We start from the raw sequence: 19,689 nt of genomic DNA, 5'->3' as shown, positions 1-19,689 counted from the left end.
GTCCCAAGAAGGAGTGAAGGTGGCCGGCGCACAGACCCCTGACCCGCCCGCCGAAGTGCTGGCCGAGGCCGCGGCCGCCTTCGCGCTGCTCGCCTCGCCGCCCAGGCTGCACATCGTGTGGGCGCTGGCGCAGGGCGAGTGCGACGTGTCCGGGCTGGCCGAGCGGGTGGGCGGCGCGCTGCCCGCGATCAGCCAGCACCTGGCCAAGCTCAAGCTGGCCGGCCTGGTCCGCTCCCGCCGCGAGGGCCGCAGGGTCGTCTACCTGATCGACGACGAGGACGTCGTGGCCACCGTGCGCGGGCTCGTCGGGCGGCTCTCGCAGCGGGCCGGCACCTCCGCGGGACGCGTCCATGGTCTGGGCGCCTGACGCGCCGACCACGGCCGGCGCCGGTCCGGCCCCGCTGACCCAGCTCCAGACCCTGCGCCTGCTGGACACCGGGCCGCGCGGCCTGACGGAGGACCAGGCCGAGGCCCGCCTGCTGGACCGCGGCGAGAACACGATCCCCGCCCAGCGGCCGGTGTCCTGGCCGCGCCGCCTGGCCCGCAGCCTGCGTGACCCGTTCACCATGACGCTGCTCGCGCTGGGGCTCGTCGCCGCCGTGATCAGCTCCTGGGGCACGGCGGGCGTCATCGTCCTGCTGGTCGTGGCGAGTTGCCTGCTGCGCGCCAACGGCGAGTTCCGGGCCGACCGCTCGACCGCGGCCCTGCGCAGGCTGGTGGCCACCACGGCCACCGTGAGACGGCGCGCCCACGAGGGAGGCGAGCCCCGGGAACGGGAGATCCCCGTCGACCAGCTCGTCCCCGGTGACGTCGTCAAGCTGGGGCCCGGCGACCTGGTCCCCGCCGACGTGCGGCTGCTGCGGGCCGCCGGCCTGACCGTCCATCAGGCGCCGCTGACGGGCGAGTCGGCGCCCGTGCCCAAGCGGGCGCGCGACCTGCCCGAGGGCGACGACCACCTGTGCTGGCAGGGCAGCAGCGTGGCCTCCGGCAGCGCGCTGGCGGTGGTGACGGCCACCGGCGGCGGCACCCGGTTCGCCGGCGCCCACCACGCTCCGGTGCGCAGGCGTTCGGCCTTCGACCAGTCGGTGAACGGCATCTCCTGGATCCTGGTCCGGCTCATGCTGGTCGTCCCGCCCGTGGCGCTGGTGGCCGGCGCCGTCCTGCGCGGCAGAGGGCTGGAGGCGCTGCCGTTCGCCGTGGCGGTGGCCGTGGGCCTGACGCCCGAGATGCTGCCGGTCGTGGTGACCACGGCCCTCGCCCGGGGAGCGGCGCTGCTGGCCCGCCAGGGCGTGATCGTCAAGCGGCTGCCCGCGCTGCACGACGTGGGGGCGATCGACGTCCTGTGCATGGACAAGACCGGCACGCTGACCCGCGACCGGCCGGTGCTGAGCGGGTCCGTCGGCCCTGACGGCAGGCCGGATCCCGAGGTGCTGCGCTGGGCGGCCGTCAACAGCTTCTGGACGCTGCACCTGGCCGATCCGCTGATCCCCGACCCGCTCGACGAGGCGATCCTGGAGTGCGCGCCCGACCCGGGCGACACCGAGGGGCTGGAGGCCACCCCCTTCGATCCCGCCGGCGCCTGTCCCGCGCGGTGGTCCGCGACGGCGGCGCGGACGTCGTCGTGGTCAAGGGCGCCGTGGAGGCGGTGCTCGACCGGTGCGCGATGGGACCGGGCGACCGGCTGCGGGCCGGCGAGGTCGCCGGAGCCCTGGCCGAGGCCGGTGCGCGGGTGCTCGCGGTCGCCGTGTGCGACCGGTCCGCCGGTCCCGGCACAGAAGGCGGGCTGACGCTCGCCGGCTTCCTCACCCTCGTCGACGAGCCGTCGCCGGACGCCGCCGCCGCGCTGGCGCTGCTGGCCCGCAGGGGCATCACCCTGAAGGTGCTGACCGGCGACCATCCGGCCACCGCCGCCCGTACGTGCCGGGAGCTGGGCCTCGACGTGGGGGCGGTGATCGAGGCGGCCGACCTCACCGCCGCGTCCGCCGAACGGGCCACGGTGATCGCCCGCTGCACGCCGGACGACAAGGCCCGCGTCGTCCGCTTGCTGCGCGAGGCCGGGCACACGGTCGGCTTCCTCGGCGACGGCGTCAACGACTCGCCCGCCATGCGCGCCGCCGACGTCGGCATCTGCCCGCGCGCCGCCGTGGACGTCACCCGCGAGGCCGCCGACGTCGTGCTGGCCGGCAAGGACCTGTCGGCGATCGACCAGGCGATCGTCGCCGGACGGCGCAGCACCGGCAACATCGTCACCTACCTGCGCATCGCGCTGTCGTCCAACCTCGGGAACGTGATCGCGATGCTGGCGGCCGGGCTGGCGCTGCCGTTCCTGCCGATGTTGCCGGTCCAGGTGCTCCTGCAGAACGTCTGCTTCGACGTCGCCCAGCTCGCCTTCGCCTTCGACCGGGCCGCGCCGGCCGTGCTGCCGCCCGCCCGGTCCATCAGATAGGCGCTGGTCTCGCAGCCGATCGTGGCCGCGTTGAGCACGATGACGCCGATGACGGCCCGCTGGGTGAGCCGGTGCTCGAGCACGGCCCGCACGCGTTCTTGCCCGGACACCACTGGATCGCTCCTCACAGTGAAGATCACAAATCGCTGATCATGGTAGAGGCGACGGGAGGCTCCCACTGCGACTGAACCCGGCTGAGACGCGGATCACATCCGGCACTTACTCTCATCCATACGCGTTGACCTGGCAGTAGGCCCAGCCCCAGGTACGGCCTTCGTCTGCGGGGTGCACAGCCGCGATGAGCGTCGCACTCGGCCTGGTGGCCATCGTCCTGCTCACCCTCGCCACCGGCTACTTCGTCGCCCAGGAGTTCGCCTACGTCAGCGCCGACCGGCTCGCCCTGTCCCAGCAGGCCGCCGCCGGCGACAAGAAGGCGGCCAAGGCGGTCAAGGTGATGGAACGGCTGTCGTTCATGTTGTCCGGCGCGCAGCTCGGCATCACCGTCACCGCGCTGATCGTGGGTTTCATCGCCAGGCCCGCGCTGGCCGAGCTGATCGCGCCCGCGCTGGAGGCGGCCGGCGTGCCGCGGGCGGCGATCGGCGGCATCGCGCTCGGCATCGGCTTCGCGCTGGCCACCGTGATCCAGATGGTGCTGGGCGAGCTCGCCCCCAAGAACCTGGCGCTGGCCCGCCCGGAGCCGCTGGCCCGCGCGCTGGCCGGCTCCACCCTGGTCTACCTGGCCATCGCCGGACCGGTGATCAAGCTGTTCGACACCGCCGCCAACAAGCTGCTGCGCGCCGTCGGCATCGAGCCGGTCGAGGAACTGCACCACGGCGCCACCCTGGAGGAGCTGGGCCACATCATCGGCGAGTCCGAGGCCCACGGCCACCTGCCCGGCAGCCACGCCGACGTGCTCGAACGGGCCCTGGCCTTCTCCGATCACACCGCCGAGGAAGTGATGGTGCCACGCGTGGAGGTGGTCGCCGTGACCGGCGCGGCCACCGTGCCCGACCTGGACGAGCTCGTCGCCGCCCACGGCCACACCCACTACCCGGTGCTCGGCGCCACCCTGGACGAGGTGATCGGCGTGGTCAGCCTGGGCGACCTGGCCGCCGTCCCGGTCGAGCAGGCCGCCGCCACCCGTGTCGCCGACCTCGCCCACGACGTGCTGATCGTGCCCTTCTCGATCAACCTGCCGGACCTGGTCGCCCAGATGCACACGCGCGGCCAGGAACTGGCCTGCGTGGTGGACGAGCACGGCGGCCTGGCCGGACTGGTCACCTGGGAGGACGTCGCCGAGGAACTGGTCGGCGAGATCGCCGACGAGAACGACGCCGACACGCCACGGGCGGTGCGCCAGGGCGAGGCCTGGGAACTGGACGCCGCCCTGCGCATCGACGAGATCGCTCTGGAGACGGACCTGAACCTGCCCGACGAGGACGAGTACGACACCCTGGCCGGGCTCGTCCTGCACCGGCTGGGCCGCTTCGCCGTCCCGGGCGACGTCATCACCGCCGGCCTGCCCGCCACCCTCGACCCCCGTGCCCCCACGCACGCCCGCATCGAGGTGCTGACGCTGGACCGGCACGTGCCCGACCGCGTGCGCCTGACCCCCTACCGTGACGAATCGCAGGAGCAGGCATGAACCTGTCCGTCGGGCTGCCGCTCACCCTGCTGCTGCTGATCGGCAACGGCTTCTTCGTCGCCGCCGAGTTCGCCCTGGTCGCCGCCAAGCGGCACCGTCTGGAGAAGGCCGCCGCGCAGGGGAGCAAGGCCGCCTCCGCCGCCCTGTCCGGGATCAAGGAGCTGTCGCTCATGCTGGCCGGCGCGCAGCTCGGCATCACGCTGTGCTCGCTCGGGCTCGGCGTGGTGTCCGAACCGCTGATCGCCGGCACCCTCGCCCCGCTCTTCGGCGCCGTCGGCCTGCCCGAGGCCGCCGCGCACGCGGTGGCGTTCGTCATCGCGCTGGCGGTCGTGACGTTCCTGCACATGGTGCTCGGCGAGATGGCGCCCAAGTCCTGGGCCATCGCCCACCCCGAGCGCTCGGCCACCCTGCTCGCGCTGCCGTTCCGCGGTTTCACCCTGCTGGTCCGCCCGCTGATCAGCGCGCTGAACGCCGTCACCAACGGCCTGCTGCGGCTGTTCCGCGTCCGTCCGGACGAGGCGGGCGCCAAGGCGCGCACCCCCGACCAGCTCCGGCACCTGGTGGCGGAGTCGCGCCGGCTCGGCCTGATCGAGCCCGACGACCACGTGGTGCTCAGCCAGGCGCTGCAGGCGCCGCAGTCGGGCATCACCGCGCTGATCACCCCGGCCGAGCGGATCGTCGGCGTCCCCGCCACCGCCGCCGCCCAGGACGTCATCGACGCCTGCAACCGGTCCGGGCGCACCCGGCTGATCGTGTGGTCCGGCGCCGAGCCGAGCGGGATCGTGCACCTGCGCGACGCCTACCTGGCCCGCCGGCGCGGCGCCGCCACCACCGCCGCCCAGCTCGCCTACCGGGTGCCGGACCTGCCCCGGGAGACCTCGGTCGCCGACGCGGTCGCCCGGCTGCGCGCCGCCCACAGCCAGATCGCCGTGATCCGCGACGGCGCCGGCGCGGTCGTCGGCCTCGTCACCTTGGACGACCTGCTCACCACCCTGCTGGTGCCCGCCTGACCACCTCGCGAAGGAAGGGCGTTTATTCGGTATATCGGATAAATTCCCATTGACGATGAATGTGCTTGGCTTCTCTCGCCGGCGTTTCTTTGCCATTGCTTAACCTGTCGGTGTGTGCTCAAATTATGATTCGATTTACCCATTCCGGCCGGGATGTTAGGCGGCAGAATTGCGACATGGATAGACATGTCCCTTTCGGTGGCCGCAGGATCGACATTTCGCACAATCGACGGAGGAAGATCGCCATGTTCAAGAAACTGCTGCGTTTCCTTCCCGCCGGCCTCGCGGCCGGCTCGCTGCTGGCCGCCGTGGCCCTGCCCGCGCCGGCGTCGGCGTCGGCCTCCCTGGCCGGAAAGCGGCAAAATGTCGTCACCGTCCTCGGCTACAACAGCACCGACTGGAAATACCTCCAGGTGCCGCCCGGGGCCGACGCCCCGCGTTTCTACGAGCCGGACTTCGACGACAGCGACTGGTCGAGCGGACAAGAAGGATTTGGCACCACCAACCGGATCTGCTCGTGGAACAATTCCACCAACGTCAAGACGCCCTGGGCGGTGAACACCGACATCCTGGTACGCCACTGGGTGCACATCCCGCGCAACGCCCGGCTGGTCCGCATCCAGGGAACGATCGACAACGATGCGCGGGTCTACTTCAACGGCCGCCTCGTCCAGGCCGTCAGGAGCGGCGGCTGCGCCGCGGGCGCCATCAACGTCGTCCTGCCCGCCAGGCACCTGGAGCGCTGCAACCTCCTGGCCATCCGCGGCCATGACTACGGCGTCGGGACCTATCTGAACGTCGAGGTCAGCTACGTCAGGGCGACCCCCTCCGCCTGAACGCGCACCCCGGCACCGCCGCGAGCCCCCGGCCCCCTTGAACCGCGAGAGGGCCGGGGGCTCTCCGCGCGGACCGGCCTTCGCCGCGGCGCGGACCCGCCTGGCAGGCGCTGCTCCCGGCCAGGTGTTCAGGGACGGGCCCTTGAAACGACCTTCGACAAGGCGTGGAATCTGGAACTGGGAGGAGAGTGCGGCCCCGACCGGCCAGGTCTTTCCGCACCCGCCTCGCAGCGCTCGGCGTGGGCTTCGCCGCACGACAAGGCGACCCCTTCGCCGTGTCCCGTCAGCCCGCAGTAGCTCCCACCCGCACGGGAGGCCCCGCGTGACCCCCACACCCGTGGTTCTCGACAGCAGCGGACACCGCGTCTATGAGCAGGCCGACTCCCTACGAGCCGCCGGACCGGCCGTGCCCGTCCGGTTGCCCGGCGACCTCACCGCCTGGTCGGTGACCGACGGGGACGTCGTCAAGCACCTGCTGACGCATCCCCACGTCTCCAAGGACGCGCGTAAGTCCTGGCCCGGCTACCGTCCCTACGCGATCGGCTGGCTCACCGCCTGGGTGGACGTGAAGAGCATGTTCACCACCGACGACCCCGACCACCACCGGTTGAAGAACCTGGTCGGCAAGGCGTTCACGCCCCGCCGCGTGGCGGCGATGCGGCAGCCGATCATCGCCGTCGTCACCACGTTGCTGGACGTCCTGGCCGCCGAGGCCCCGGGAGGCGTGCTGGACCTGCGGGCCCGCTACTCCTACAAGATCCCCACCCAGGTCATCTGCGACCTGTTCGGTGTGCCGCTGGACCAGCGGCCCGCCATGCTGGCCACCATCGACGCCGTGGTGGACACCAGCCTGTCAGCCGGGCAGGCGATCCACGTCCAGCAGGGGATGATCGCCTCGATGCTCCGTCTCATCGAGGCCAAACGGGCCCGGCCCGGCGACGACATGACCAGCCGGCTGATCGCCGCCAGGGACAGCGGACTCGATCAGCTCAGCGACGACGAGCTCGTCAGCACGCTGCTCCTGATGATCGGCGCGGGCAGCGAGACCACCGTGTCCCTGCTCGACCATGCCGTCATCGCCATGCTCAGCCACCCCGAGCAGCTCGCTGTCGCCCGCCGCGACCCCGCACGCTGGGACGACGTCATCGAGGAGACCCTGCGCCGGCGCCCGCCCGTCATGCATCTGCCGATGCGCTACGCCACTGACGACATCCCCCTGGACGGGCAGACCGTCATCCGAGCCGGCGACCTCATCCTCATCGGCTTCGGCGCCCACGGGCGTGATCCCGCCGTCAACGCCGATCCCGACCGCTTCGACATCGACCGGCACGACCGGGCGCACCTGGCCTTCGGCCACGGCATGCACTATTGCCTGGGCGCGCCGCTGGCCCGGCTGGAGGCGCGTATCGCTCTGCCCGCCCTGTTCGAGCGCTTTCCCGATCTGCGGCTGGCCACCGGCCCGCAGGATCTCCAGCCGCTACCCTCCTTCATCGGCACCGACGTGCTCCGCCTGCCCGTGACGCTGACCTCCGGCATGTCAGAAGCGGCACGATGAACGATGAGCTCCGCGCTGAGCTGCTGGAACGCATGAGGCGCGATCAGGAGGTGTGCCTGAGCCTGTGCAGGAGCGGTCCCGTGCCCGATGACCTGATGGAGCGGTGGACGGCCGTGGACGCCGACAACACCGCCTGCGTACCTCGCCTATCTCGTGGACCGGGTCCGTGTCGGTGAGGGACGGCCGCAGGTGTTCGGCATGCAGTACCACGCTCCTGACGGCGTTCTCCGGCCGCAGCCGATAGAAGATCGCGATCGGCTTGACGAGCGGCGAGCCGAGGTCGGGCTGGGGCCGCACGCCGACTACGACAGCTCCATGCGCCAGCAGTACGGGTGACCCTGGCCCCAGGAGGCGAATCGGTCGCCGGTGGAGGGTCGGGGCCAGGAGCAGCGCCTCGGGAAGCCACCGCCCTCCAGGTGGTGTATCGCATGCGGCGGCCCGAGGACCGCGAACCCGGCAGCAGGCGTCGGCCAGGTGCGGCGTCCCTCAGTCGAAGGACGGTCGGACGCCCCGCTCCCGGCTGCGCTTGAGCTCGAAGAAGTCCTCCGTCCCGGCGACCAGGACCAGGCCGTCCCAGAGCCGGCCGGCTGCTTCACCGCGTGGCGCCCGCCTGATCACCGGGCCGAACAGGGCCATGCCGCCGACGCGGAGAACGGGAGTGCCGACATCGAGCCCCACCTCGTCGAAAGCCTCATCGTGGGAGTCCCTGATGAGCTGATCCAGCTCGTCGCTGTCGGCGGCCGCCGCCAACCCAGCGGGCAGGCCCACCTCTGTGAGGGCTTCGGTGATGACTGTGGGGTCGTCGCGACGTCTCTGGTTGTGGAACCGGGTGCCGATCGCGGTGTACAACGGACCGAGAACGTCACGGCCGGCGTGTTCGGCGGCGGCCGCGCAGACCCGCACCGGCCCCCAGGCGTTCTCCATCTGCTTGCGGTAGTCCTCGCTCATCCCCTCGCCCTTGCGCTGGACGAGGTTCAGGTGGGCCAGCGACATGAGCCGCCAGTCGGCGTGCACCGGCCGTACCTTCTCCACCTCCAGCAGCCAGCGCGAGGTGACCCACGCCCAAGGGCACAGCGGATCGAACCAGAACGGGACCTCGACGAGCTCCGACTCTTCCGTGATCGTCATGATGGCTTTCTTCCTCTCAGACCGATCTCGCACGCACCGCGACGGTGGTTCGCGCCAGGACAGCGCAGGGCAGGACCCTAACGCCGCTTCTTCGAGCGCTGGGGAGTGCCGCCCTTCGCGCGTTTCTGCTCGTACGCCTGATCGAGGGTCCAGATGTAGTACCACCTGCCCTCGCGGAGTGTCCGGACACTGTTCTGGCTGATCGCTTGGACCACGCTCCATATTCCACCGGTGGCGCCCAGGACTCCGAGCGCGGCGGTCAGAGCCGGACCGTAGACGGCGGTGAGGGTCGCTCCCGTCGTTCCGAGGACGGCGCCGGTCGCGGCAAGGGCTCTGGTCCGCTGGATCCTGGCCATTTCGGCCTGGCATTCCTGAATCTGCTCCCGGATCTCCAGGCCGATCCGAGTCAGGGCCACTTCGGACTGAACGGCGTCCTGGGCTTCGTCGAGCTGGAGGAACTTCCCGCGCAGGTAGGTGCGGAAACGGTCGTAGGAGCCGAACTCCTCGACAGTGATTCTGCTGAAGTCCCGAAGTCCGACGCCGTCGATGTAGGGCAGCTTGATGTCCAGGATCGGTCGGACGAGCCGGCTTTTGACGGGTTCGTCGCCTGACGCCTCGATCGCACGCCGCCCTCTGAGCAGGAAGTCGACGGCCCGAGCATCACGGATCGACCTGCTTCTTTGGACCGGGCGTCCCTTCTTCACCTGCTGGGTGCGGAGGCAGTAGTCGGGCAGGTACCAGGTCAGCCCGGCTTGCAGGAGGGGGCGTGCCTGGAGGATCCAGGTGCCGAGCTGTGCCAGGTCGAGCGTTCTGATGCCGAAGTAGTCCTCCCCGCGTCACTCGACGTCCACGCCCGGCGGGCAGTCGACGGGCTCGGAGGTGCCGTCGGTGTGCTCGATCTGGCAGCCGTCATCCGCGCCGCCGAACGGGGTGAGATGTCCGGAGGAGGCGGCGAAGACGGCCAGGCCGACGGCGGCGGCGATGAGCCCGATGACGATGCCGCCGTAACCGCCCCCGACACCGGCGTCGCCGGCGGGCACGGCCTTCGTCGGGTCGTCCGGGTCGTAGAGGACGTCGGTCTCCCTGCCGATGCCCAGCTGCGACTCCGTCCAGGACTCGGCGGTCACCTCCCGCCCTTCCAGGGTGGTGAAGGTCAGCACCGGACGCCGGCTCGCCTTGAGATGCTCGCCGCGTCCGGTGAACGTGGTGGCCACGTCGGTGATCACGCCCGGCACTCGCCGCGCCCCGCGGACGAACCGCCTGCCGTGCACGATCCCCCTGACCGACACCAGCACGATCACGGCGCCGAACGCCACGAACAGTAAGGGCAGGTACTCGAAGACTTGCTCCACCGCGGTCCCCCTGGAATCGGCAACACTCGGACAACGATCGGCAGCGTTGCATGGTTCGCGGCCGGCGAAAGGCGAGAGCGGAGGTCATGGTCGGCACCGGCTAGGCAGGGGCGTGCGGGGCCTTGTCGTCGGTGGGAGTGTCGTCTCCGGCTGCGGCGGCTTCTCCGGTGAAGCGGCGCAGCTCCGGGCTGAGCGCGGCCACGGCGGCGGTCAGGACGAGCAGTCCGCCCAGCACGACGAGGGCCGCCGCGCCGCCCAGCGCCGCAGCCAGTGCCCCGCCGAGGACGGGCCCGAGGGGCTTGAGCGCCATCGCACTCATGCTCAGGACCGCGCCCATCCGGCCGAGCATCGCCTCCGGCACCATGCGTGCGACCACGACGTTCATCACCACGTTCAGCGAGGGCGTGGACAAGGTGATGAACACCAACGGGATCATCGGCCACCACGCGCCCCAGGGCAGTGCCGTGGCCGCCAGCGCGGCGCCGAAGACCGTGACGACGGCCAGCAGGAGCCTTCCGGGAGGCAGGAGCCTGCTGAGGCGGCCCGACAGCAGCGCGCCGGTCAGCCCGCCGATTCCGAGACCGGCCAGGACCGTGCCGGTGACGCGCGCGTCGCCGCCGCGTTCGCCGACGAGCACGATCAGCGGGATGAGGAACGCCCCGCCCAGCAGGTTGAGGACCGTCACCGCTGCGGTGACCTCCCGCAGGCCGTGCCGCCGCCACAACCAGGTGAGGGCCTCGGCCGCTTCCCGGCGCATGCCGCGCCGGATCGGCCGCTGCTCCTCGCCGTCGTCCCGGGCGGAGGGGGGCGGCTCGTCCGCCGGGCGGCGGGGCACCTTGGCCAGAGCGTAGAAGAGCGTGGCGGCGACGAAGGTGGCGGTGTCGACGACGAAGGGCACTGCCCGCCCGAGGCCGTACAGCAGGCCGCCGAGCGGAGGGCCGATCAGTCCGGCCGCGTGGCTGCGGGCCTCCTCCTGCGCGTACGCACTGTGCAGTTGGCCTGAGGGGACGATGCCGCGCAGCGCCGTGTCCTGGACGGGCCCGATGAACGCGACGCACAGCCCGTCCAGCACGGCCAGTGTGACGAACTGCCAGACCTGTACCCGACCGGTGATGATCAACACCGTCAGCAGCGCGGAGACCACCGCCTGCAGGCCCTGGGCCGTGATGAGCGTACGGCGGCGGTCCCACCGGTCCACCCAGACGCCGGCCGGCATCTGGACCGCCAGGAGCGCGACGGTACGAGCTCCGGCGACGACGCCCGCCAGCCCGGGCGAGCCGGTGAGCGCCAGCACCAGAAGCGGCATGGCGAGCGCGGTGAGCTGCGATCCCAGCTCCGAGACCGCGCTGCCGAGCCACAGCAGCTGAAAACGCGCGTTTCTCCGCAGCGGGACGATGTCGGTCACGGCGCGTCTTCCTTGCAGGCGGGGGGCGGGTCAGGTCGGGCGGGACCCAGAGAAACTATCCATCAGGGATGAAGCTGTCCAAGCGGTCACCGGTGGGCGAGACCGTCGCGGGTGCGGCGAAGGAGCTCCAGGACGCGGTGTTCGAGCTCGTGACCGGTGCCGAGCAAGCGGTTGCAGTGCAGGTGCACATGGCTGCGGCACACCACGGGGGAGGGGCGCGCGGACGGCAGGCTCCGGCGGCGGACGGCCAGCACCGATGTGAGGGCCCGGTCGTGCGGTGCCGGGACGGCCGGACCAGGATCGCCCAGCAGCCGGCGCAGCTCGCGGGAGCGCCGGCGATGGTCCCGGCCGCCGTCCGGTGAGAGGGAGACGGCGTCGCGGTAGAAGAGCGTGCGCTGCTCGACGTCCAGACCGAGGCCGTCGAGCAGGTCGTCGACGCTGAGCGCGGCCACGGTGGCCGGATCGTAGGGGAATCCGTGGCTTCTGGACAGGGCCAGCAGCTCGGCCACGGCCGGGCTGTCGGCGAGGAAGACGCCCTCGGCGGCCGGCATGTCGTCCAGGCCGCCGTACCGCTCGATCTCGCGTTCGTAGGTGTCGAAGGCGAAGGTCGCGCACGCGCCCGTGGAGATCAGGTCGGCCGCCCACGCGCAGACGTGGCGCATGAGCGGGCCGAGCAGCGTGGCGGGGTCGCCGTGGAAGCGGATGCGCAGGTGCGGGTCGGGATCGGCGTAACGCAGGAAGAACCAGCCGGCGGCCAGCCCCGCTCCGGTGACGAACTGCCCGAAGGGGCGCAGCGAGTCGACGATCAGCTCGTCCTGGAACCGGCGGGGGCCGTACAGCTTGAGGTAGAGCCAGTCGCTACCGGGCGGGCGCACGCGGGCGCCGGCAGGCACGGCGCCGGAGGTCCGGCGGCGCGGCGGGACGGTCCGTGGTGGTTCCCTCAGCGCGAGCGGCACCACCACCTCGCTGAGGTGGGCGCCCTCCGGGCCCGGCAGCCAGGCGTGATCCGGGTGGGGCAGGGCCTCCTGCAGCGTGACGGGACGTCCCGGCGGCTCGTCGCGCAGCAGTCCGGCCTGGTCGGGGTCGTCCAGGTCGAGCAGCAGCCGGTTGTCGCCCCCGGCCAGGTACACGTGGCGCGGGACGCGCTGCGCCCGCCGCCAGGCGGCCAGGCCGCCAGGCTCGCGCAGGGCCGCGGGATCGACCCGCCAGCGGGCCAGGGACAGGACGACGCGGCCCCGCTGGATCCGGGGCAGGAACGGCAGACCGGCGGCCGGCCCCCAGTCGAACGAGGTGAACACGCACCGGCCGTCGCGGGCGGCGTCCAGCAGGAAGCGGGCCGCCGGGGGCGCGTGCGACGGGTTGAGCATGTGGCACTGCGTGGCGACGACCTCCACGTCGCGGGCGGGCCACCGTACGGTGAACAGGCCGTCGCGCAGGCCCACGACCAGCTCGTCCACCGGTACGGCCCACTCCGGCGCGAGGCCGGTGGAAGGGCCGAGCCGGATCTCGTGGCGGTGCCCGCACCGGCGTACGGCGACGTTGCCGGAACGGGCCCGCTCCGGCGTGTAGACCACCTCGGCGAGGAGGCGGCCGGGCGCGTGCCGGGATTCGGCCTGCGCCGCCTCCGCCAGCGCGGTGGCCGCCGGGGGGCCGAGCAGGTCGGCGAAGCGTCCGAGGGTGCGCCCGGCCGCGTTCGCGCCCAGGTTCGGGCCCACGACGAGCAGGAAGTCGCCCTTGTCCACGGCCTCGGCGCCGGCGGCCGCCACCAGGACCGCGAGGTCGAGGGTCGGCGGGGCCGGCGCGGCCGCCGGGGTCCAGGTCTGGAGGCGTGCCAGCAGGTCGTCGTCGAGTTCGACGACGGTCACCCGGTCACGGCAGGCGTTCACCGCCAGGTCGGTCAGCAGCCGGTGCCGGGCGGCCGGCGCGTGGACCGGGGCGTGGACCGGCGCGTGGGCCGGGTTGCCGCCGTCGGTGGGGCGGCCCAGCCCGAAGTCCGGGTCGACCAGCTCCAGCAGCGGGACCTCGCGGCCCGCGCCGTAGCGGCGCTCGAACGCCCGGCGGCAGGCGTCGAGGCGGGGCGGTCCCGCGGGGTGCGGGCTCAACCGGAGCAGCAGCTCGGCCGCGGCCGCCGCCTCCGTCCCGATCCGCCTGTTCAGGCCGGTCCCGGACAGCGGCAGCGCGAGGTCCGTCTGGAGGAGGTTGCGCGGGTCGGCGGGGGACACGATCGCGGTCATCCGGTCCAGCAGGCCCGGCCACGTGCGGGCCCGTTCGCCGAGCGGGCGGGCGTCCCACTCCCGCAGGGCCGCCCGCAACCCGGCGAGGTCGTCCGCGACGGGATGCCCGGCGAGCCGCTCCCGGACGTGGCCGAGGGGGTCGCGGGTGAGCGGCGGACGCAGGTCGTGGTGCAGGAACCCTTGCCGGAGCAGGTCCTCGATCAAGGCGTCCGCCTTCTCCGGCGTGGCGCCGGGCAGCGTGATCAGCGCATCGACGAGCTCCGCACGCGAGACGGGCTCGCGGGCCAGGGCGAGCGCCCGCCGTACCGCCGAAGTGGCCCGCACGGACGCCGTGCCGCCCGCCGGGAACGCCCGCCCGGCGCGGACCAGCACGGCGGGGTCGGCCACCAGGCGCAGCCGGGCGCGCACCTCGGGATCGGCTTCGAGGCGCGCGACGAGGTCCGTGAGCCAGCCCAGGTCCGGACGGGTGCGGGTGCGCGGCTCCTGCTTGGCGAGGGCCAGGTCGGTGCAGTCTCCCCAGTCGGCCAGGGCGACGCCCGCGAAGAGGCCGAACGGGGTCGGCCGGGTGCTCATGCGGATGAGGTAGCGCAGCAGCTTGCGGCCGATGCGCCGAGCCTTGGGATGGCCGGGCGCCGTTCGCGCCAGAGCGGCGGCCAGATCGCCGCTCGCCACCTGGATGGCCGCCACCACCGCCGGCGCGCCGGGCAGCAGGCGGCCCGGCTCCGCCGGCTTGCCCGCTCGCACGGCGGCGTCCACCGGCAGCAGCGGGGCGCGCACCAGCGCCCAGTCCATCGGCGTGTACAGGCTCCGGGCAGCGCGGGTCATGACAGCAGGAAGAGCCGATCCCAGGCCGGTTCGACGTCCGTCGCCGCGGCCAGCAGCACCAGGACGACGCCCGCCGCGCCGTCCAGGACCCCGGCCCGGTCCACGGCGTTGCCCTGCGGCTCCAGGGAGGCGTACCCGAGCGGCCGTTCCGGCCGGTAGGCGGCCAGCAGCTCGTCCACGAGCCCGGCCGCCTCCCGGCGGAACAGGCCGGTGTCGCGGGTGAAGCGGAGCACGACGTGCAGCAGGCCGCTGACCCCGTGGCAGAACGTCGGCGACGGGATCGCGCGCCGCTCGGCCGGCCGGCGCAGGACGGCGTCCATCGACTCCAGCGCCAGCTCGCCCAGGAGGCCGTCGTCGAGCGCCTGGGCCGCCAGCCACAAGGCGCGGGCGACCCCGGGGGTCCCGTAGCACCACGCGCTCCGTGACGGGGCCGACCGGCCGGGCCGTCCCTCGCCGGTCAGCGGTACGAACGCGGGCCAGTCGTCCCCGGCACGGTGGGCGACCAGCCAGTCGGCGATGCGCCTGACGGCGTCCGCCTGGCCCGGCACCTCGACGCCCGCGCGCAGGGCGAGCGACAGCAGGGCGAGCGGGCCTGGGATGCCGTGCGCGAGACCGCAGTCCAGAGCGCCGTGCGGGTGCAGCCGGGACATCGTCTCGTCGCCCATCAGGCGGGCGGGCGTCATCCAGGCGGGCGGCTCCTGCTCCCGGGCGAGCGTCACGAGCCCGGCGAGGATCGCCGGGAGGATGTCGTGCGGGTCGTGCCGCAGCAGGTGGGCGCCCACGCCGCAGGCTCCGGAGATCAGGTCGAACGCGCTCACCGGGCCCGGCTCGCGGGTCTGGCCGAGCCGGGCGCCGATCGCCGCGGCTCGGGGCGCCAGGGCGTCGTCCAGCGCGGCGAGCATCCGCCGGTAGCGGGTCCCGTCCCGGCTCAGCGACACGGTGGCGAACGCCAGCCCGCTCAACCCGCCGAACAGGCCCGCCGGCGCCGCTTCCACGCCCGCCGCGGCCGCCGTGAGGAACTGGTGGCCCACCGCGTCCCAGCCTTCGCCGGGCCGGCACGCGTCCAGGTAGGCGCAGGTCAGCGCGAGGCCCGCGTCGCCGTCCGCGACGGCGTAGGGCCTGCGGGCCAGGGATCTCGGGAACCGGGTCTGTTCGACGGACGCGGCGAGCGCCGCCGCCACCCGGCCCGGGTCGGTCACCCGCGCGGCGACGTCGCGAGCGACGCGGAGGGCCGCCGCCTGCCGGTCGGGGCCGAGCGGGCTCTGCCAGGCGGCGTCGGTCCTCGGCGCCCCCGTGCCCAGCCGTCGTACGGGCGGCCCGGACGTGACGGCGCTCACCGGTTCTCACCGCACCCGGCGTCGCAGGTCACGCAGCTGGCGCAGTTGGTGGGGCTGACGCAGGTCTCGTAGCAGGATCCGCAGTTGGTCACGCAGGTCTCGCAGCTCGGCTGGCAGGTGCCCGGCGTCACGCAGTCCCCGCCCTCCGCCGCCGTCGGCTCCTCGCAGTCGTGCTCGCGGGTGTCGGTCAGGCCCGGGATGCACTGACCGCTCCCCGACCGGCCGATCCGCACGTCGAGGTCGAACTCGTCGAGGGAGCGGGCCGTACGGGTTCTGGTGAACTCCACCGTCGCGTCGCGGCGCAGGGTCACCTGGGTGGCCTCCTCGCCCCGGAACGGCTCCTCGTGGCGGGCGACCGTGGTCATGTCGATGACGTCGCCGGTGCGGAACTCCGCGTAGTAGTCGAGCCCGCGCGTGAAGTACAGCCGCCGGTGGCCAGGCCGGTCGCTGTCGCCGAGAAAGCCGGTCATGCGCAGGACGGCCGCCGGCGCCTGCGCCGGATCGGGCCGCAACCTCTCCACGATCGGGTCCTGTGGTCTGCCGGCACTCCCCGGTGCCTGCTCGTCCTCGTCGGGCATCGCCTGCGCTCCTTGACGTCCGCGGTTGCCGGGTCGCGGGGACGCGGCCCCGCGACCCCTTGATCAGCGCTCCAGCAGGGCGCCCAGGCGGCGGCCGGACTCCTCGACCATCGCCCGTACCTTCTCGGTGACGGTCTCCTCCGACCGGTCGGGCACGGGGCGCAGGAACGCGGCGGGCGGCACCGGGCCCAGCGCCCGCAGCACCAGGTCCCTCGTCCGCAGGAACGCCTCGGCGCTGTCGCGGAACGACGCTCCGGAGGATTCGCGCTCCGCGAGCGCCCTGTCCTGGCCCTGCAGTTCGTCCTGCTGGTCGCTCGGCTCGCCGGTCGCGGCCAGGACGGCGAGGCAACCGCTGATCTCCTGCCTCGCGGCGCTCCGCAGGGCGGCGGCGTCCTCGTCGGCGTCCTCGTCGGCGTGCCCGGCGTCCGGCCGGGACAGGGCCCGCCGGATCGTGTCCGCTTCACGCTCGTACAGGTCGAGCACGAGGTGCGCGTACGTGCCCGCCGGCGCGGGCGACGGGTCGAACGCCTCGTTGATCCCGCCCAGCCAGCGCAGGAAGAGCCGGCCGCCTGATCCGAGCTGGTCGGTGTGGTGGCCGAGACGGTGAAGGAGGTACTGGGCCCGGTCGAAGGACCGCCTCGCCTGCCGGGCGGGATCCGCGCCGGTGATCGGCCCGTACCGGTCGGCCAGTTCCGCGTGCCTGGCGGCCACGGTGGAGTGGAACAGCGCCAAGGTGGTGTAGAGGTGGCTCACGGTGAGGGCACGATCCACCGGCCAGCCCGCGTCCGCCTGCGGCCTGGCCCGGTTCCAGTGCGGACGGATCAGCGGCGACTCCGCCGCGTCGTAGCCCTCCTCCAGCAGGGAGTGGGTGTGTTCGAGGTCGGTGAACTTGACGTGCATCGCCTCGTGCAGAAGATACTCGGCGGCCTGCCACGGGTCGCCCAGCACGGCGGCCGACAGGAAGATCACCCCCGGGATGCGAGGATGGGTGAGCGACGCGAACCCGGGTGACGTGGAGCCGGGCGACGCCGAGCCGGGCGACGTGATGCCGGGTGACGCCGAGCCGGGCGACTTCCTGCCCGCGACGGCGACCAGGTGCACGTGGCTCAGCGCGCTCCGCGCCAGCACGGGGCAGAGCTCGTGCAGCAGCTCCGCGCCCCGCAGGAGTGTCTCGCGCACGCGGCCCTCGGGGCTCGTCAGGGTGAGCCCATGGAAGCTCGCGGAGAAGACGCGGCGGAAGAACTCTCCCAGCGGGTCCACCTCAACCCGGGGCTCGGACCACACCCAGGGCCGGCCGGTCTCGTGCAGCCGCACCAGATCCGCCGCGCCCTCGGCCAGCGGCGGCACGGCCGCGCGAGGGCTCTGCGCCGCCGCGGTCTCCAGGACGGCGTCCAGCTCCTCCTCGGGCCAGGGCAGCTCACGGCCGCCGAGCACGGCGCTCAGCCAGGTGTCGGTCGCCACCCGGACCGCCGGGTCGCCCAGCACCTGGTGGTGCCGGTCGTCGGAGGCGTCCCGCTGTGCGGCGAGCAGCAGATGCGCGCCCTTGGAGTGCTCCTTGAGCAGGAGCAGGCGGTGACGGTAGTGCAGGCGGACGCGCTGACGGATGTAGTCGCAGTCGCCGAACGGGCGGTCGCCGGCGAGGATCTCCTCCATCTGCCGCCTTGCCTGAGCGGTGTGCACCGGAGGCCTCAGCGCAGGGGGCCGGAGTCGTACATGGCGGCGCAGTACAGGACAGGGCATCTGACCCTGGCCAGAGCGGCGGCTCCCTCGCTCTTGTCGCTCAACGCTCTCAGATCGTCCTCGGAGAGCTGGCTGTCGACGATCTCGCCCTCGGTGATGCGCAGGACCATAGGCCCCTTGATGCTCTGCCCCATTGGTACTCCCCTCATCGGGCTCATCGGCTCGATGCTGGTCCTGCTCGACGTCGGGCAAGCGAGAACCATCGGCTTCTTCAAGCTTCTTCCGTCCGGGACGCCGGCGGTCACCGCGCGCCCCCGGGCCCGCATCATCGGCCGTCAGCCGGCTGCCCTCGAGACGCCTGCGCGAACCGCACGGTGATGGACAGGCCGCCTTCGGGGCGGGCATCGGCGGTGAGGGTGGCGCGGTGCGCCCGGGTGACGGCGTCGACGATGGCGAGGCCGAGGCCGTGGCCGTCGTGGCGGCCGTGACGATCGGGCGCCAGTTTCTGGAAGGGGTGGAACAGGCGCTCGATCTGGTCGTCGGGGATGACCGGCCCGCTGTTGGCGACCGTGAGGGCCGCCTGCGTGCCGGACGTCTGAGTGGTGACCGTCACGTGCCCGTCCGGGTGGTTGTGGCGGACGGCGTTGTCGACGAGGTTGGCGACGAGGCTCTCGACCAGTCTCGGGTCCCCGGCCGTCACCGCGGGCGTCAGGCGTTCGACGAGGTCGATGCCGCGTTCCGCGGCTCGGCGGCGGCGGGAGGCGAGCACTCCATCGACGGCCGGAGACGGTCGAGATCGGGCTGTTCGTCACCTCGCCAGGCGGCCCGTGGGACATGGCGAAGGCCTTCGCCCAGGCCACCGCCACCTTCGACCAGATCGAGCTGCAGGGGGCGGACGGTTCCTGGCGGCGCGACGACGTCGGCGTCTCCATGGAGTCGGACGGGAGGACCCCGCACCACCCGGGCGGGGTCGTCGAGTCCGGCGGGAAGCTCGTCGTGACCGGGGGAGGCGACATCGGGCCCGCCACGGTGGAGGGCGGTCTGCGCGCCGACCTCCTGCTGATCGGCGGGGCCGTGGGGCTGATCCCGATCTTCGTGGCGGCGGCCACGTTCCTCACCACCCGAAATCGGCCCGAACCAACGGGCCCCAGCCCGACCGAACACCCGCGCGAACCGGCCGGCAGCGGCCCGGCGGCCGTGTCGCGTCCGGCGCGGCTGCTGGCGGCCAGGGCCGTGGTGGTCGGCGTGGTCGGGTTCGCGGCGGGGCTGGTGATCGTGCTGGTCGTCGTGCCGTACCTGCTGGCGACCGCGGGGCTGGCGCCGTGGCTGCTGGTGATCACCCCGGCCGCCGGGTTCGCGATCACGCAGAGCATCCCGACGTTCGCGCATGTGGACGTGGACCCGTCACTGCTGGGGGGCTACTACCCGCTGCCGCCATGGGCGGGTTTGACCGTGACCTGCGGATACGCCGCCGTCACCTTGGGGGTGGCGATCGCCGTGTCCCGCGGAGACGTGCCCCTTCATGGCAGTCTCCCGCTCGCCCGCTGAGCCGGCACGTCCGCCGACACATCGGGCTGGGCGAGCCCGTGCCCGCCGTCGAGCGGGCACGGGCTCGCCCCCGCGAGCAGACCGCCAAGGTGACCTTCCAGACCTCGGCC

The 19,689-nt window shown here is 73.1% G+C and carries 19 protein-coding genes; 9 read left to right on the top strand and 10 right to left on the bottom strand.

All coding sequences use genetic code 11. From position 1 onward, the window contains the following. Window positions 1-19 precede the first annotated feature (19 nt). From AB0J76_RS35340 to AB0J76_RS35305, 8 genes are all read left to right on the top strand, one after another. Window positions 20-367 (top strand): metalloregulator ArsR/SmtB family transcription factor, encoded by a 348-nt coding sequence (locus tag AB0J76_RS35340; RefSeq protein ID WP_352324476.1) that lies wholly within the window; start codon window positions 20-22, stop codon window positions 365-367. Next, a complete protein-coding gene (locus tag AB0J76_RS35335; RefSeq protein WP_352324477.1) occupies window positions 351-1,787 on the top strand; it encodes an HAD-IC family P-type ATPase in 1,437 nt (478 codons plus the stop codon). The genes AB0J76_RS35340 and AB0J76_RS35335 overlap by 17 nt, the downstream gene beginning before the upstream one ends. Next, window positions 1,730-2,446 carry an HAD-IC family P-type ATPase gene (locus tag AB0J76_RS35330; RefSeq protein WP_364392237.1) on the top strand — a complete coding sequence of 239 codons (717 nt, stop codon included), beginning with the start codon at window positions 1,730-1,732 and terminating at the stop codon, window positions 2,444-2,446. Before AB0J76_RS35335 ends, AB0J76_RS35330 begins: the two co-directional genes overlap by 58 nt. Before the next feature lie 298 nt (window positions 2,447-2,744). After that, complete coding sequence (locus tag AB0J76_RS35325) at window positions 2,745-4,091, top strand: hemolysin family protein (protein ID WP_352324478.1); 1,347 nt, start codon at window positions 2,745-2,747, stop codon at window positions 4,089-4,091. Beyond that, window positions 4,088-5,101, top strand: coding sequence for a hemolysin family protein (locus AB0J76_RS35320; protein WP_352324479.1), 1,014 nt, complete (start codon window positions 4,088-4,090; stop codon window positions 5,099-5,101). Before AB0J76_RS35325 ends, AB0J76_RS35320 begins: the two co-directional genes overlap by 4 nt. A 245-nt stretch (window positions 5,102-5,346) precedes the next feature. Further along, window positions 5,347-5,937: a hypothetical protein gene (locus AB0J76_RS35315; protein WP_352324480.1), complete on the top strand. Its 591-nt coding sequence runs from the start codon at window positions 5,347-5,349 to the stop codon at window positions 5,935-5,937. A gap of 322 nt (window positions 5,938-6,259) precedes the next feature. After that, window positions 6,260-7,492, top strand: coding sequence for a cytochrome P450 (locus AB0J76_RS35310; RefSeq protein WP_352324481.1), 1,233 nt, complete (start codon window positions 6,260-6,262; stop codon window positions 7,490-7,492). A gap of 153 nt (window positions 7,493-7,645) precedes the next feature. Beyond that, window positions 7,646-7,828: a DUF6624 domain-containing protein gene (locus tag AB0J76_RS35305; protein ID WP_352324482.1), complete on the top strand. Its 183-nt coding sequence runs from the start codon at window positions 7,646-7,648 to the stop codon at window positions 7,826-7,828. Window positions 7,829-7,978: 150 nt separating this feature from the next. On the opposite strand, the gene AB0J76_RS35300 is transcribed toward AB0J76_RS35305, so the two are convergent. From AB0J76_RS35300 to AB0J76_RS35255, 10 genes are all read right to left on the bottom strand, one after another. Further along, window positions 7,979-8,620, bottom strand: coding sequence for a DsbA family protein (locus AB0J76_RS35300; RefSeq protein ID WP_352324483.1), 642 nt, complete (start codon window positions 8,618-8,620; stop codon window positions 7,979-7,981). A 77-nt stretch (window positions 8,621-8,697) separates the two neighbouring features. Beyond that, a complete protein-coding gene (locus AB0J76_RS35295) occupies window positions 8,698-9,324 on the bottom strand; it encodes a hypothetical protein (protein ID WP_352324484.1) in 627 nt (208 codons plus the stop codon). A 132-nt stretch (window positions 9,325-9,456) separates the two neighbouring features. Beyond that, complete coding sequence (locus AB0J76_RS35290) at window positions 9,457-9,972, bottom strand: DUF3592 domain-containing protein (protein ID WP_352324486.1); 516 nt, start codon at window positions 9,970-9,972, stop codon at window positions 9,457-9,459. A 100-nt stretch (window positions 9,973-10,072) separates the two neighbouring features. Continuing rightward, window positions 10,073-11,377 (bottom strand): MFS transporter, encoded by a 1,305-nt coding sequence (locus tag AB0J76_RS35285; protein ID WP_352324487.1) that lies wholly within the window; start codon window positions 11,375-11,377, stop codon window positions 10,073-10,075. An 86-nt stretch (window positions 11,378-11,463) separates the two neighbouring features. Continuing rightward, window positions 11,464-14,436 (bottom strand): lantibiotic dehydratase, encoded by a 2,973-nt coding sequence (locus AB0J76_RS35280; RefSeq protein ID WP_352324488.1) that lies wholly within the window; start codon window positions 14,434-14,436, stop codon window positions 11,464-11,466. Next, complete coding sequence (locus tag AB0J76_RS35275) at window positions 14,433-15,773, bottom strand: lanthionine synthetase C family protein (RefSeq protein WP_352324489.1); 1,341 nt, start codon at window positions 15,771-15,773, stop codon at window positions 14,433-14,435. The genes AB0J76_RS35280 and AB0J76_RS35275 overlap by 4 nt, the downstream gene beginning before the upstream one ends. Next, entirely contained in the window at window positions 15,770-16,351 is a 582-nt protein-coding gene (locus AB0J76_RS35270) for a hypothetical protein (protein WP_352324490.1), read from the bottom strand. Before AB0J76_RS35270 ends, AB0J76_RS35275 begins: the two co-directional genes overlap by 4 nt. A 63-nt stretch (window positions 16,352-16,414) precedes the next feature. Continuing rightward, a complete protein-coding gene (locus AB0J76_RS35265) occupies window positions 16,415-18,004 on the bottom strand; it encodes a hypothetical protein (protein ID WP_352324491.1) in 1,590 nt (529 codons plus the stop codon). A 35-nt stretch (window positions 18,005-18,039) separates the two neighbouring features. Beyond that, window positions 18,040-18,225, bottom strand: a complete 186-nt coding sequence (locus AB0J76_RS35260; RefSeq protein ID WP_352324492.1) for a hypothetical protein — start codon at window positions 18,223-18,225, stop codon at window positions 18,040-18,042. Between the two features lie 131 nt (window positions 18,226-18,356). After that, window positions 18,357-18,800 (bottom strand): ATP-binding protein, encoded by a 444-nt coding sequence (locus AB0J76_RS35255; protein ID WP_352324493.1) that lies wholly within the window; start codon window positions 18,798-18,800, stop codon window positions 18,357-18,359. A 65-nt stretch (window positions 18,801-18,865) separates the two neighbouring features. Between AB0J76_RS35255 and AB0J76_RS35250 the strand changes: the two genes are divergently transcribed. Beyond that, window positions 18,866-19,579, top strand: a complete 714-nt coding sequence (locus tag AB0J76_RS35250) for a hypothetical protein (protein ID WP_352324495.1) — start codon at window positions 18,866-18,868, stop codon at window positions 19,577-19,579. The last annotated feature ends 110 nt before the right edge of the window (window positions 19,580-19,689 follow it).

Source organism: Nonomuraea sp. NPDC049624 (assembly GCF_040675255.1).
Taxonomy (GTDB): domain Bacteria; phylum Actinomycetota; class Actinomycetes; order Streptosporangiales; family Streptosporangiaceae; genus Nonomuraea.
The sequence above is the reverse complement of the archived record's forward strand: the minus strand, read 5'-3'. Positions and strand labels throughout refer to the sequence as shown.